Origin of the sequence: Pseudophaeobacter leonis, from assembly GCF_002087335.1 — a bacterium.
GTDB lineage: Bacteria > Pseudomonadota > Alphaproteobacteria > Rhodobacterales > Rhodobacteraceae > Pseudophaeobacter > Pseudophaeobacter leonis.
On sequence record NZ_MWVJ01000020.1, the window covers coordinates 1 to 13,520 of the forward strand.

14 protein-coding genes and 1 pseudogene are annotated in these 13,520 nt (G+C 57.0%); 8 read left to right on the forward strand and 7 right to left on the reverse strand.

What is annotated here, in order from left to right; genetic code table 11:
- Positions 1 to 31: 31 nt before the first annotated feature.
- Positions 32 to 355, reverse strand: coding sequence for a hypothetical protein (locus tag B4968_RS24125; protein WP_241525607.1), 324 nt, complete (start codon positions 353 to 355; stop codon positions 32 to 34).
- A gap of 35 nt (positions 356 to 390) precedes the next feature.
- On the opposite strand from B4968_RS24125, the gene B4968_RS23665 reads away from it, so the two are divergent.
- Entirely contained in the window at positions 391 to 639 is a 249-nt protein-coding gene (locus B4968_RS23665) for a hypothetical protein (RefSeq protein WP_162495046.1), read from the forward strand.
- On the opposite strand, the pseudogene B4968_RS06360 reads toward B4968_RS23665, so the two are convergent.
- The 4 genes and pseudogenes from B4968_RS06360 to B4968_RS06375 form a co-directional block, all read right to left on the reverse strand.
- Positions 583 to 996, reverse strand: a pseudogene (locus tag B4968_RS06360) (transposase); the annotation flags it as partial. The gene B4968_RS23665 and the pseudogene B4968_RS06360 overlap by 57 nt on opposite strands.
- Positions 997 to 1,604: 608 nt before the next feature.
- Positions 1,605 to 2,666, reverse strand: coding sequence for a methyltetrahydrofolate cobalamin methyltransferase (locus tag B4968_RS06365; protein ID WP_083097573.1), 1,062 nt, complete (start codon positions 2,664 to 2,666; stop codon positions 1,605 to 1,607).
- 3 nt (positions 2,667 to 2,669) lie between these two features.
- Positions 2,670 to 3,602, reverse strand: a complete 933-nt coding sequence (locus B4968_RS06370; protein ID WP_083097642.1) for a methylenetetrahydrofolate reductase — start codon at positions 3,600 to 3,602, stop codon at positions 2,670 to 2,672.
- A gap of 26 nt (positions 3,603 to 3,628) precedes the next feature.
- Positions 3,629 to 3,925 carry a virulence factor gene (locus B4968_RS06375; protein WP_083097575.1) on the reverse strand — a complete coding sequence of 99 codons (297 nt, stop codon included), beginning with the start codon at positions 3,923 to 3,925 and terminating at the stop codon, positions 3,629 to 3,631.
- Between the two features lie 321 nt (positions 3,926 to 4,246).
- Between B4968_RS06375 and B4968_RS06380 the strand changes: the two genes are divergently transcribed.
- Together B4968_RS06380 and B4968_RS06385 are read left to right on the forward strand one after the other, a co-directional pair.
- A complete protein-coding gene (locus tag B4968_RS06380; protein ID WP_083097577.1) occupies positions 4,247 to 5,359 on the forward strand; it encodes a Ppx/GppA phosphatase family protein in 1,113 nt (370 codons plus the stop codon).
- 65 nt (positions 5,360 to 5,424) lie between these two features.
- On the forward strand, positions 5,425 to 6,171 hold the full coding sequence (locus B4968_RS06385) for an RlmE family RNA methyltransferase (protein ID WP_083097644.1): 747 nt from the start codon (positions 5,425 to 5,427) through the stop codon (positions 6,169 to 6,171).
- An 88-nt stretch (positions 6,172 to 6,259) separates the two neighbouring features.
- Here B4968_RS06385 and B4968_RS06390 read toward each other — a convergent pair whose 3' ends face one another.
- Together B4968_RS06390 and B4968_RS06395 are read right to left on the reverse strand one after the other, a co-directional pair.
- Entirely contained in the window at positions 6,260 to 6,463 is a 204-nt protein-coding gene (locus tag B4968_RS06390; RefSeq protein WP_083097579.1) for a hypothetical protein, read from the reverse strand.
- 239 nt (positions 6,464 to 6,702) lie between these two features.
- Positions 6,703 to 7,560, reverse strand: coding sequence for a YihY/virulence factor BrkB family protein (locus B4968_RS06395; protein ID WP_083097581.1), 858 nt, complete (start codon positions 7,558 to 7,560; stop codon positions 6,703 to 6,705).
- 192 nt (positions 7,561 to 7,752) lie between these two features.
- Between B4968_RS06395 and cls the strand changes: the two genes are divergently transcribed.
- The 5 genes from cls (at position 7,753) to B4968_RS06415 (ending at position 13,467) form a co-directional block, all read left to right on the forward strand.
- Positions 7,753 to 9,162 carry a cardiolipin synthase gene (gene cls, locus B4968_RS06400; protein ID WP_083097583.1) on the forward strand — a complete coding sequence of 470 codons (1,410 nt, stop codon included), beginning with the start codon at positions 7,753 to 7,755 and terminating at the stop codon, positions 9,160 to 9,162.
- 187 nt (positions 9,163 to 9,349) lie between these two features.
- On the forward strand, positions 9,350 to 10,006 hold the full coding sequence (locus B4968_RS06405) for an ABC transporter ATP-binding protein (protein WP_173907534.1): 657 nt from the start codon (positions 9,350 to 9,352) through the stop codon (positions 10,004 to 10,006).
- Positions 10,003 to 10,419, forward strand: coding sequence for a hypothetical protein (locus tag B4968_RS25635; protein ID WP_338153223.1), 417 nt, complete (start codon positions 10,003 to 10,005; stop codon positions 10,417 to 10,419). Before B4968_RS06405 ends, B4968_RS25635 begins: the two co-directional genes overlap by 4 nt.
- Before the next feature lie 2 nt (positions 10,420 to 10,421).
- On the forward strand, positions 10,422 to 12,425 hold the full coding sequence (locus tag B4968_RS06410; RefSeq protein ID WP_338153224.1) for an ABC transporter permease: 2,004 nt from the start codon (positions 10,422 to 10,424) through the stop codon (positions 12,423 to 12,425).
- Positions 12,415 to 13,467 (forward strand): lipocalin-like domain-containing protein, encoded by a 1,053-nt coding sequence (locus B4968_RS06415; protein WP_420916477.1) that lies wholly within the window; start codon positions 12,415 to 12,417, stop codon positions 13,465 to 13,467. Before B4968_RS06410 ends, B4968_RS06415 begins: the two co-directional genes overlap by 11 nt.
- Positions 13,468 to 13,520 lie beyond the last annotated feature (53 nt).

Below are 13,520 nucleotides of genomic sequence, written 5' to 3' on the forward strand. Positions count from 1 at the left end.
AGCGTCAGTGCAGGCAGGCCGGACGCTTACATCATTTCAACGGCTCTGCCTTGATCTTGGTCTGATAGCCGCCGCTATCCAGGGTATGCAGGGCGCGTGTGATCAGCCAATCCCCGTCAATGTAGGATCGGAAACCAATAGCCTGAAGCACGGCCTCTGCCTTGGCATCGGGGGCGCCTTTCATGCTGACAGAGAATGACTGCCCAGCACTCTTGAGGCGCAGCAATTCAGAGCCCTCGACTTTCTGTGCGGTCTCCTTTTTGGAAAACCGGTTCTTGAGCCTCTGAACCGGAGCCCCCGCGCCTGCGGTGCACTCCTGTGGCTTGCCTTTGCCCAGATCCTGATAGGTGGCCACTGCGGACCCTGCATTTTGGCGCAGGCTGTTGCGATATGACCAACGGCAACCTGCCCCTTGTAAAGGGGAACCCTGGGCATAGGCTGCCCGGAGGCTGTCAAGCTCTCGCCCCGCTTGGCCATGATGATCCGACCGTAGCCCGGCTTCGCGATGGCGTCATGGTCGTGGGCGATGCTGGAAAGCAGGTTCATATCACTTTCGTCAATCTGGTCGATATGGGCCAGGGCGATTTTGGCATCCGTGATGCATCGTGCGACAGTCTTCTCAAACAGATGCCTCAGTAGTTTGCTCTCCCGAAAGCCACCGTGGCGGTTCTTGGGAAATGTCGAGTGATTGGACACAGGGTCGGACAGAGCAAGGCGGCAGAACCCACGCTAGGCAAGATTCAGATGAACCTCTTCACAAAGGCGGCGCGCAGACCAGGTCCAGAAGCAGTAACCCACAACAAGCATGTGGATCAAAAGTTCAGGATCAATCGACGGGCGACCTGTGTGGCTATAGAAGTCAGATAGTTACCGGCGGATATCATCCAGATCTACGAACCGATCTATTGACCGTCGCAGATGATCTTGCGGGATATGATCCTCCAGCGAGAACTCATAAAACAGCACTGTCTGTGCTTCCTGCCTTGGCCCCATCATCGCGAAATCCCTCAATCAATGAGGGAATTGAATCAGTGAATAGGCAACCGATCAAGAAAGATTTTTTCAGCAGTATTCGCCCCAATCCAAACACCGGCGCAAGCGTCAGTAGCAGGCTTTTCAGTCCAACTTCATGACCGCCTTGCGCTTCTGTTCCATCGAGCTACCGCCTGAGTACAGGTCGTCGCTCATGGTTTTCTTCGCGTGTTCCAAGATGTCCGCAAGGATACTGACAGGCAGCCCTCTGCGCGCTCCCATTGTGGTTGCATCGGCTTGGCAAATCCCTCGACTGGGAGGACAAATTGCGGATATGTCGGAGGAAGAGATATTCTCAAGGTATTGAAAGTAATCAATTTATGGAAGCATCGCCTATTCCCTGTCTCTTCGCCAGAATCTTCCTTAGCTCTTTTTGGTCACAAAAATCAGGGGTGATTGTCGCCTTTTGCCTTACAGGATTGGCAGGGACAGCAGCAAATACGCAGGTTCTGCATCTTCTTACCCCCAGTGCCAACATCAATAAAATGGGGCCAACAGCACTAAATAAGAGCCAACAGCACCAAAAAAGGCCGGGTTTCCCCGACCTTTTACAGGTAGTTTTGCAGCGCGTCTTACGAGCGACGGCGGCGGCCACCGCTCCGGCCCCCACGACCACGTGCCTCTTGCCCCTCCTTGAGCGGGGGTTTGTTGAACCTGATCCATTCGCCGCCGTGCGGGTCATTGTTGGTGAGGAAGTTCGCGGCACGAATGGCCTCCATTTCCTTACCTGCGCGGGGCTGCATTGAGCCCAGACCAAACAGGGTGACAAAAGTTTCGTCATCCATGCCTTCGGGCAGGATAATGCCAGCGGCGGCAACTTCTTCTTTCTTGGCGGCGAGGGCTTTTTGCGTCACCGGCAGGCCGACCGGATTCATGATCGCCGAGGTCATGCCGGCACCCATTGCCATTGGCAAAAAGGCGTTGTTGATACCATGCCGGTTTGGCAGGCCAAAGGAGATGTTGGAGGCGCCACAGGTGGTGTTTACACCCAGTTCTTCACGCAGACGCCGCACCAGGGCAAAAACCTGCAGACCTGCGGTCCCCATGGCGCCAACCGGCATCACCAGCGGATCCACCACAATATCATGCGCCGGAATGCCAAAATCGGCAGCGCGCTGAACGATTTTCTTGGCAACCTCAAAGCGCCCATCCGGGTCTTCGGAGATACCTGTGTCGTCATTGGAAATCGCCACAACAGGCACGTTGTACTTTTTGACCAGCGGCAGGATCTGCTCCAGACGCTCTTCTTCGCCGGTGACGGAATTCAGCAAGGGGCGGCCTTCACAGACCTCCAGCCCGGCTTCCAGCGCGCCTGGCACAGACGAGTCGATACAGAGCGGCACATCCACCAGCCCCTGCACCATCTGAATGATCTTGCGCATCAGGGGCGGCTCGGTCTCGTTGGGGTTGGGGTTGGAGTTGTAGACCACGCCTGCGTTGATATCGAGCACCGTGGCGCCAGCCAGAACCTGCGCAACCGCGTCGCGTTCTACGGTTGAAAAATCACCGGCTTCCAGCTCGGCCGCCAACTTTTTGCGCCCTGTCGGGTTGATACGTTCGCCGATAACGCAAAACGGCTCGTCAAAGCCCATCACAGCGGTTTTTGTTTTTGATTCTAGTACTGTACGGGTCATTGTTTATCCCTGGGTGTTGACGGGCTGCGCGGATGCGCCGCCGTTGTTGATGGCCCAGTTGGCATTGGTTTTTATGCCGCCAAGCGGGAAGAAATGAACATGTGAAATGTTAAAGTCAGGGTTTGCGGCCTTGTGGGCGGCGAGCTCTGCCAAGACATCTGTCGGCTCGTAAGGCAGCAGCAGCTTGGAGACATCCATTGCGCGTTTTTGCAGCACTTTAAGCGAGGGGCCGACGCCACAGGCAATGGCGAATTTGATCAGGGTTTGCAGTTTGGCAGGCCCCGCAATACCGATGTGGATCGGAATATCGACACCTGCCTCTTTCAGGCTGTCAGCCCAGGCAATAATCGGCTTGGCTTCAAAGGCAAACTGGGTCGCCAGCGCCATCTTTGCATCCGTGCGTTCAGAGAATTTTTGTTTCCACTGAAGGGCTTCGTCGACGTTCTTGCTTGATCCGTCCGTGTCGATATCTTTGTTGCCCTCAGGGTGGCCTGCCACATGCAGATTGGTAAAACCCGCCTTGTCAAACAGGCCGGTTTCCAACAGCTGCATGGAGGAATGGAACGCGCCGTGAGGTGTGTTGACGCCCCCCGCCAACAGCAGGGCCTGCGTCACATCCGCTTCGCCCTGATAGCGCGCGATCCAGTCCGCAAGCATCGCCTCGTCCTGAATGATACGCGCCGGGAAATGCGGCATCACCGGGTAGCCCTCGGCGTTCAGCCGTTTCGCGGTTGCGACCATTTCCTCGATCGGGGTGCCATCGATATGGGCGATATAGACGCGGGTGCCTGCGGGCAGAAGGTCACGAAAGTTTTCCACCTTGGCGGCCGTGCGCGGCATTACCTCGATCGAATAGCCCTGCAACAAGGCCTCGACCTGGGAATTGACGGTTTGCGGCGTTTTCGCCTCACGCTTTTTAAAGTTCAACAAAGCCATCACGGCCTCCCATACTGGTGTCAGGCTCACGCCCATCCGTCATTTGCAATCAGCGCCTTGAGGCGATCCTGATCGTATTCCGCTTCCAGACGTTGGGCCTCGGCCTCGGCAATGTCACCCGCGTCGCCGTCCAGCGCGTAGGGAGCTGCCTTGCGCCACTCTGCCAGATAGGCATCGCTGTCCTTGGCATTGACCTTCATCGCCGCGCGGTCGATGGCCTGCTCAAAGCGCTCTTCCAGCTGCCGTTTCGAGCCACGACGACCCTTTCCCACAATAACCTGCGCCGGAATATCGCGCCAATACACGATGGTCACATCCGCCATAGCCAGTCCTCCTCAGACGTCTGATACTTCTCGTTTCTAGTGCGTCCCGTTTTGCGGAGTACGCCGATTTTCGACATCACTTGGGTTTTGAGCGACGTTTTGACCCGTCTGTGAATACAAAGCTGCGGCGGCCCTGACCACAGCCCACGCCGCCCAAAATATTCATCAAGCTTATGAGTTTGCCGCAACCCCTGCCTGTGCGCCTGCCCCGAAACCGCGATTGCAAGCAAAATCTAGGGTCTACTGGGCACCAGTTGCCCTTGCGCCGCATGGCCGGCCTCCATAGTCTATAGGCAACACGATAATCGGAGGGCGTGAATCATGACGCCCAGGCGTTCCAAGGGTGCGGGCGCGTTTCCCAAGGTGGTTGAAACCCCTGTACCAGCCCGTCCGGATTCAGATGCGCTTTATGCCGCGCTGGATCTTGGCACAAATAGTTGCCGCATGCTGATTGCCCAGCCAAAGGGCAGCGGCTTTCATGTGGTCGACAGCTTTTCCAAGTCGGTCCAACTGGGGACCGGGCTTGAACGAACCGGACGTCTGTCCCGCTCGTCGATGGCGCGTACCATTCAGGCGCTGCGGATCTGTCAGCAAAAGCTAAAGCGCAACCGGGTGAAGCGGATGCGCCTGGTGACCACAGAGGCCTGTCGGCGGGCAAAGAATTCCCGCGAGTTCATTCGCCAGGTCAAACGGGAAACCGGTCTGCCCCTCGAGATCATCCAGCCAGAGGAAGAAGCCCGTCTCGCGGTGATCTCCCGCGCCCCGCTGGTCTCGACCAAAACCGAGCAATTGCTTGTGGTGGACATTGGCGGCGGCTCAACGGAACTGGTCTGGATCGACCTGTCGTCGGTACCCGGACGTGACCGCCCAGCCGCCATCATGCGGCTGCATGCCGGATTTCACCCCGCAAGCAGCCCTTTTCCCTCGGCCAAGGTGGTGGACTGGATATCCGTGCCTTTGGGCGTGGCGACTCTGCGTGATCAGTTCAATGACGTGGAAGACGATTCTGCCCGCTTTGCCCTGATGAGCTGGTTCTTTGAAGAGCATCTTGCGGATTTTGCCCCCTATAAGGATGAGCAGACCCGGGCCGGCTTTCAGATTGTTGGCACCTCAGGTACTGTGACCACTGTTGCCGCCTCGCATCTTGGGTTAAAGCGCTACGATCGCACCAAGGTGGACGGGCTGCGCATGACCAGTGACCAGATCGACAAGGTGATCCGTGGCTATCTGGAGCTGGGCCCTCAGGGTCGGCGGCGCGACCCGCGCATTGGTGAGGATCGGCAGGCTTTGATCATGTCGGGCTCTGCAATTTTGCAGGCCCTGCTGCGGTGTTGGCCAACTGATAGGCTGTCTGTTGCAGACCGTGGCCTGCGTGAAGGGCTGCTTTATGCGCAGATGAGCGCTGATGGCGTGCTGGAAGACGGGCCCTTCTGAGGCGCCAAAATGAAATTTACACCCTGCCCCTCTGACTGGAGGTTCAGGCGACAACGGTGATGATGATGGCAAAAACGCCTACTGGTAAAACCCCAACCGGCAAGAACACCTCGGGCCGCGGCCAACGCGAGCTGAAGGTAAAGGTGAAATCCGCGCGCGGAAGACGCCTGAGTTCCACACGGTGGCTGCAGCGACAGTTGAACGACCCCTATGTCAAACGGGCAAAGGCAGAGGGCTATCGTGGACGCGCCGCCTATAAGATTATGGAAGTGGATGACAAATACCGCTTTCTGGTGCCAGGCGCGCGCATTGTCGATCTGGGCTGTGCCCCAGGTGGCTGGGCCCAGGTTGCGGTCAAGCGGATCAACGCCATGGGCGAAAAGCAGGGCAAGGCGCAGGGCCGGATTATCGGCGTTGACCTGCAGGAAATGGAACCTATTGCGGGGGCCGAGTTTCACCAGCTCGACTTTATGGATGAGGGGGCTGACGACAAGGTAAAGGAATGGTTGGGCGGCAAGGCGGATGTTGTCATGTCAGACATGGCCGCATCCAGCTCTGGCCATAAGCAGACCGACCACCTGAAGATTATGGCCCTCTGCGAGGCAGCTGCCTATTTCGCCTTTGACGTGCTGGAAGACGGTGGCACCTTTGTCGCCAAGGTTCTGGCCGGTGGCGCCGAGGGTGAGCTGCAAAAGCTGTTGAAGAACAAATTCACCAAGGTCGCCAATGTAAAACCACCGTCTTCGCGCTCTGACAGCTCTGAAAAATTTGTTGTGGCGATGGGCTTTAAGGGCAATCCTCAGCCCGAATAAAACAACCTGAATAAAGCTTCTGCGGCAATGTCTTAGGTCTTGCCGCAGGTATTTGGACCCTTTGTCCTGCTCGCCGATAGCGGAGTGACTACTGCAAAGCGATACCATAGGCTGTTTGCCTGGCGCATAGGGACTGTGTCGCCATATCGCGCAGCCTGAGGGTCTCTTCGCCCTCGCCTTCGCTTTGCAGGGTTACACGCGAGCGACGCGAGATCCGGGCCCCAAACCCTGTTTTTTGCCAGATCAGGTCCAGTACATTTGGTTTCAGTGGTGTTTTGCTTTTGGGTACCATTGCAGTCTATCCATCGCGTTTGCCTGTCAGGCAGGTCTGCCTTTCAGCTCTGCCTTTGCGCAATTGCTAGGCTTTGAATTGGTCCCGGTTATGGCTGAAATATGGCAAAAACTGCCCTATTGTTTCCAAATTGGAAACGGGCGGCATGTTATTTGACAGAGGACAGGTGAAAACACCCCGCCAGCATCAAGCCCCCCTGTCGCGAACAGGCTTTTTTTTATCAAACTGGCCTCATAAGATCAAACTGGCCTCTTAAGATCGATCAGCACACCATTGAACTCGGCGCCCAAGATGAGAATCGCGGCATTGACATAGAGGAAAATCATCGCAGCCATTGCGCCGGCAAGCCCGGCATAGGTCGCAGAATACTGCGCGATCGAGCCCACATAATAGGCAAACCCATTCCCAGCGGCCCACCAAAGTGCTACAGTCAGCAGCGTTCCCGGCAAGATCGTGCGCACCCGGTGAATGCGTCCTGGCAGCAGCAAATGGCAGATCAGCACCGCCACCAAAGGCAAAAGCGCCGCCAGGAGCGTATTGATGCCCAAAGGCAAGCTGAGCAAGACAGGCATTTCCGGAAAAAAACCAGCCAGATAGCGCAGATAGAGCGGCAAGATAACCTCAAAAGTCGCTACCAGAAGAATGCCAATCCCGCCGAGGATCACCAGGCCAAAACAAATCACCCGGGACAGCCAAAAGGGCCGCGTATCCGTATCATGATAGGCCTGAACCATCGCCACGCGCACCGCATTTACCCCATTGGAGGCAAAATAGAGCGCAAGCAGCCCGCCAAACGTGGCAAGTCCGGTGCTGGAGGTCTCCAACACTGCGTAAAGCTCGGTAACTATGGGGGTCGACACCGCCTCGGGCCAGGAGCCAAACACCAGATCGACCAGATCCTCCAAAGCAACATCGCTGGAAAAAACATTGGCAACGGCGCCTGACAGCGCGACCGTAAAAAGCACAAACGGGAACAGCGCCAACATCATCGACATCGCGATATGGCTGCTCATGACCCAGCCGTTTTTGTCGTTAAACCGCTTGAGAGCAAGCCAGAGGGACTTCACCAGGACCTGCGGAAATTTTCGGTAATTCATTTGGTTACATTTCCACAGCTTGAACGGATTGCCACTCTCCCAATCCACTGAAAGACCAAGGGCAATAAGGGGTTCGGGGTCTTACGCGCCAGTATTGACCGTTTTCTCGCGTCAGGGACACCTATATTCTTTACAGCGACCGGCGCTGCTGCTCAGACTGGAGCTGAGGCAACAACTCGTGCGGGAGAGCGAATGTTTTGGGTCGTGATCAGTTCTATTGCTGTTGTCTCAATGTGGACGGCTGCGGCCGTCTCAGCGCTGAATGCCGCCCGCACTGCGCGCACGCCGCAAGGGGCCATTGGCTGGGTCGTGTTTTTGCTCTCCGTGCCTTTGATCGCCCTGCCCGCCTATCTGATTTTCGGCCAGTTCCGCTTTAAAGGCTACCACCGCGCCCGGGTTGATCTTTTCTCGCTCATTGGCGCGCAAACCGATATGCAAGAGAGCCGTGATCGCGCGCAGCAGCGGATTAATCCCGCCCCTTTTGAGGCTATCTCGGGACTGTCTTTGTGTCGCGGCAACCATTGCACCCTGTTGATTGATGGACCAGACACCTTTGATGCCGTCCTTGAAGCCATTGATAATGCGTCTGAATATATACTTTTTCAGTTCTATATTGTCCGTAGCGATCATTTGGGTACGCGGCTGCAAGAGCACCTTATCCAGGCTGCGCGGCGTGGTGTGACCATATGGTTCATGAACGATGCGATCGGCAGTCACGGATTGCCCAAGACCTACCTTGCCGCCCTTGAGGCCGCCGGGATAAATCTGGTGGACCCGAAAACCAGCCGTGGTCCAAAGTACAGGTTTCACATCAATTTTCGCAATCATCGCAAGACACTGGTTGTCGACGGGCATGTCGGATTTACCGGTGGTCTGAATATTGGCGATGAATACCTTGGGCTGGACCCCAAATTCGGCCCTTGGCGCGACACCCACCTGCGGCTGCAGGGGCCGTCTGTGCAACAATTGCAACTTTCCTTTGCTGAAGACTGGCAATGGCAAACGGAAGAGCCGATCTGGGAGCTGTTGAACTGGACGCCCTCTCCAGCCGTGGCGAACCAATCTGTGTTGATCGCGGCAACCGGGCCTGGCGATCAAACCGCAAATGGTTCAATGTTATATTTTTCAGCAATTACAGCGAGTAAGGAAAGGTTGTGGGTTGCCTCCCCCTATTTTGTTCCGGATCTGGATGTTGTTGCGGCCCTCAAACATGCAGCCCTGCGGGGCGTTGATGTGCGGATACTTTTGTCCAATAGTATAGATCACTACCTGCCGTGGCTCGCCGCGTTTTCCTATTTTGATGACCTGCGCAAAGCCGGCGTCCGCATCTATCGCTACTCTGAGGGCTTTATGCACCAAAAGGTGTTTCTGATAGACGATGCGGTTGCAGGCGTAGGGACAACAAACCTGGACAATCGCTCCTTTCGGCTAAATTTTGAAACCATGGCGGTGATGTTCGACCCCGTGATGGCGCAGCAGCTAAAAAGCGTTCTGGAGCAGGATTTTGCAAATTCTGTAGAAGAGACGAAGCTTCTGGACGCGCAAAACTGGAAAATCCGCCTTCTGTCGCCGATTGCCCGTCTTTTTGCCCCCATTCTATAGCTGCTTTTACGGCTAATCCCCCCGGCACCAAACTGGCACCCAACAGGCGCTAAACAGGCAGCAAACCGGCACCAAACAGGCTTCAAACCGCGCCGTGGTCTGGACACTCTGCTCTCAGCGGTATTGACTGACACCGGGCTGAGTGCGGTGCGTTTCGCGCGGCACACCGTTAAAATTGAGGGCCAAAATGGTTCTAGAAGTCACAGAGGTCACCAAGACGATCCCGGGCAGTGATCTTGAGAAACCTATTCTCGACCGGGTTTCCCTCAGTCTCAGTGCCGGAAAAACGCTTGCTCTCACAGGAGAGAGCGGCTCCGGCAAGAGCACCCTGTTGCATCTTGTTGGCGCTTTGGATGAGTTTGACAGCGGTGAAATCCACCTGGATGGCGCGGCACTTAGCGGTCTGAATGAAGCCAGGTGTGCGGCCCTGCGTCGATCAAAGGTTTCTATTGTATTTCAGCAGTTTAACATCGTTCCCTCACTGAATGTCACGTCCAATATTTCGCTGCAAGCCAAACTGGCAGAGCGTCACGATGCCGAATGGGAGGCCTATCTCGCTTCTCGTCTTGGCCTGAACGACCTGCTCAATCGCTTCCCCGAACAGCTTTCGGGTGGCCCGCAGCAGAGGGTCGCCATTGCACGTGCACTCGCCGTGCGACCAAAACTGCTGCTGGCTGATGAGCCCACAGGCAGTCTGGATGAAGAAACTGGCGAGGCCGTTTTGTCGCTCATGCTCGACCTGGTCAGGGAAACACAGTGTGCATTGTTTCTCGTCACCCATTCGGAACCTCTGGCGTCCTGTCTCGACCGCAGGCTTCATCTGAGCGGCGGAAACCTGTCGTGAAACGGGCTGCTCTTTTTGCGCTATTGTCCTATTGGCGGCATCATCTGTTTCAATTGGCCGCCCTCATCACCGGGCTGGCCCTGGCAACCGCTCTGTGGTCCGCAGTGCAGGCCATCAATGCCCAGGCCCGCACCAGCTATGCCAAGGCAGAGGTGTTTTTACAGCAGGCGGATCAGCCCAGCCTGATTTCAACGGCAACTGACCTGCGCGTTGCAGACTATGTTGCCCTCAAACGCGCCGGATGGCAGCTGTCACCGGTGCTGGAGGGGGAACTCAGTTTTGGGTCGCATAACATTGATCTTATTGGGATTGATTTTCTGACGGCACCCCATATTCCAGGTCTCGCGCAGGCAAATCCCTCCAGTCCGGATGCCTCCTTGCTTAGTGACATGCTGGGATCTCCGGCGGGCTGATCATGCATCCGGAAACGGCCGCCAGCCTCGTTGATGCGGCCCCCACATTGGTGCTTCGCCGCTCAAAAACGCTGCCTATTGGCGTTGCTGTTGGCGACATCTCGGTCATCAGCCGCCTGCTTGAGAGGCCCGATACGCTCACGCGACTTGTCCTGCTGTCAGGCGTAGCCCCCAGCACCGCTGCGCTGGAAACCCTGCCCGGGCATATACAGCTGGATCGCAACACGACCACCCCGGCAGACCCCGGCAACCTGACCGAGAGCTTTCACCTTAACCTGACGGCGTTTGGGTTTTTGTCTTTTGCGGTTGGGCTTTTCATCGTTCAGGGCACGATTGGCCTCGCAATGGAACAGCGCCGTAGCCTGTTTCGCACCCTGCGCTGCCTTGGCGTGCCCTTGGCCACCTTGGCTGGCCTCCTGATGGCGGAGGTGACAATCATAGCAGTCCTGTCAGCCTGCATCGGATTGACTGTTGGCTATTTTCTGGCCGCAGCCCTGTTACCGGATGTCGCCGCCACCCTGTCCGGCCTTTACGGAGCACAAGTCTCCCAAAGCCTGTCGCTGCAGCCGCAATGGGCCCTCTCGGGGCTGGCGATGACCCTATTGGGCGCTGGCGTTGCAAGCGCGCAGTCCTTCCATAGCTTATGGAGACTGCCAATTCTGCAAGCGCCGTCTACCCGGGCCAGAGGTCAGCAGGTCGTCCAGAGTTTTGCGAGCTGGGCTTTTGCGGGAGCCGGGCTGATTGCGGGCGGGGTCCTGGCGCTTTTGCTGCAGGGCGGCCTCATGGGAGGGTTCCTCTTTTTAGGCGGCATAATGCTGGGCGTGGCGCTGACCTTGCCCTATTGTCTGTCGCATTTTCTGCGCCTGGGGCAAGGCATGTCCCGCCACCCGCTGATCCATTGGCTCTGGGCGGATGCGCGGGCGCAGCTTCCGGGCATGTCGCTGGCCTTGATGGCGCTCATGCTGGCGCTTGCGGCAAATATTGGCGTCGGGACAATGGTTTCCAGCTTCAGGCTCACCTTTACCGAATGGATGGATCAACGTCTTTCTGCCGAGCTCTACGTCACGGCGCGCGATGACGCCCAAGGCGCGGCCCTGCAAAGCTGGCTAGAGACGCAGGAAGTGCGCGTCCTGCCGATCCGGTCCTATGATCTGCAGCGAGAGACCGGCCAGCTCAAAATCTACGGGGTGCGGGATGATCTAACCTATCGGCAAAACTGGCCAATGCTCACGGCACGGGCCAAGGCCTGGGATCTGGTTGCAAATGGCAGTGGCATCCTCATCAGTGAGCAGTTCGCGCGGCGTGAGGGATTGGATATGGGCAACCATGTCACACTGCCACAAGGCTGGCCCACCGAGATTGTTGGGGTCTATTCCGACTATGGCAATCCGCATGGGCAGGCCATCGTGTCACTTGCGGTGTTGCTGCAGCGGGCCCCCAATGTTGCAAACCTGCGTTTTGGCCTGCACCTCCCCAGTGAGGCGGTGCCAGACCTTATCAAAACACTGCACAAACGCTTTGACTTAAAACGAGAAAACCTTGTGGAGCAAGCTGTCGTAAAGCAAAGGTCAATGGCCATTTTTGACCAGACATTCCTGGTCACTGATACGCTGAAACTTCTGACCCTCGGGGTGGCAGGGTTTGCAATCTTCACCAGCCTGATTACCCTTTGGAACCAACGATTGCCGCAGCTGGGCCCCATCTGGGCTATGGGCGTGAGCCGCAAAACACTGGCGCAAATCGACATCCTGCGCAGCCTGCTGATGGCCGGTCTCACGGCCCTGATCGCGTTGCCACTTGGCCTCGTGCTGTCCTGGGCTCTGTTGGTGGTGATCAATACTGAGGCCTTTGGCTGGCGCCTTCCGGTCTATCTGTTTCCGCTCGACTGGCTGCGTCTCATCGGGCTCGCCCTTTTGGCAGCCCTGTTTGCCGCCCTCATTCCGGCCTGGCGACTGTTTCGCCTGCAGCCAAATGAGTTGTTGAAGGTGTTTTCCAGTGAACGTTAGCCATATGCTTGTGGGTCTGTTTGTGGTGCTACCGCATCCTGTCTTTGCCCAGGGTTTTGCTGGGTTGGGAACTCAGGCCGAAGGCTTTGCAGAGCCGCGCGCGGGAGTGTCATTGCAATTCCCGCAAGACCACGGATCCCACCCTGATTTTCGCATTGAGTGGTGGTACTTAACCGCCAACCTTAAAGACGCGCACGGCACGCCCTATGGGGTGCAATGGACGCTGTTCAGAACCGCCCTTGCCCCCGGTGAGGCCGAAGGGTGGCAAAGCCCGCAGATCTGGATGGGGCACGCAGGGTTGACCAGTGCTGCGCAGCATTTTTCGGCGGAACGTCTCGCACGCGGTGGTATCGGCCACGCCGGGGGCGCAACAGAACCGTTTCAGGCCTGGATTGATGACTGGGAGATGACCGGCGCCTCTGATCTGTCGCACCTGGATGTTTCGGCCCGTGGGCGTGATTTTTCCTACCAGCTGTCGGCCGACACGACCCAGCCATTGGTTTTGCAAGGCGATGCGTGGTATTCGGTGAAATCTGCGGCGGGTCAGGCCAGCTATTACTACTCGCAGCCCAACTACCGTATCCGGGGCACAATCACCCTGCCCTCTGGGCCGGTAGCTGTCAGTGGCAATGGCTGGCTGGGTCGCGAATGGTCGAGCCAGCCGCTGTCGCAGGATCAAACCGGATGGGATTGGTTTTCGTTGCGGTTTGACAGTGGCGATAAACTGATGGGCTTTGTCTTGCGGGGCGAAAACGGCGTTGCGGATTTCCGCTCTGGCACCTGGATTTCCGCCTCCGGGGAGGTAACGGCGCTGCCGCCCGGTGCCTTTCAGGCCCTGCCACTGGCGCAGGTGGATGTCGCAGAACGTAAGATCCCGGTCAAATGGGAGGTTCAGCTGCCAGAAAAAGAAGTTTCAGTTATTGTCGAGGCACTTAACCCGCAAAGCTGGATGGATGTTTCGTTCTCCTATTGGGAAGGTCCCGTCACGGTAAGCGGCAGCCATACCGGCACGGGCTACCTTGAGATGACAGGTTATGAATAAGGACCGGCTATCAATAAAAAGGGACGCCAAATGGCGCCCCTTTCCAAGTCGTT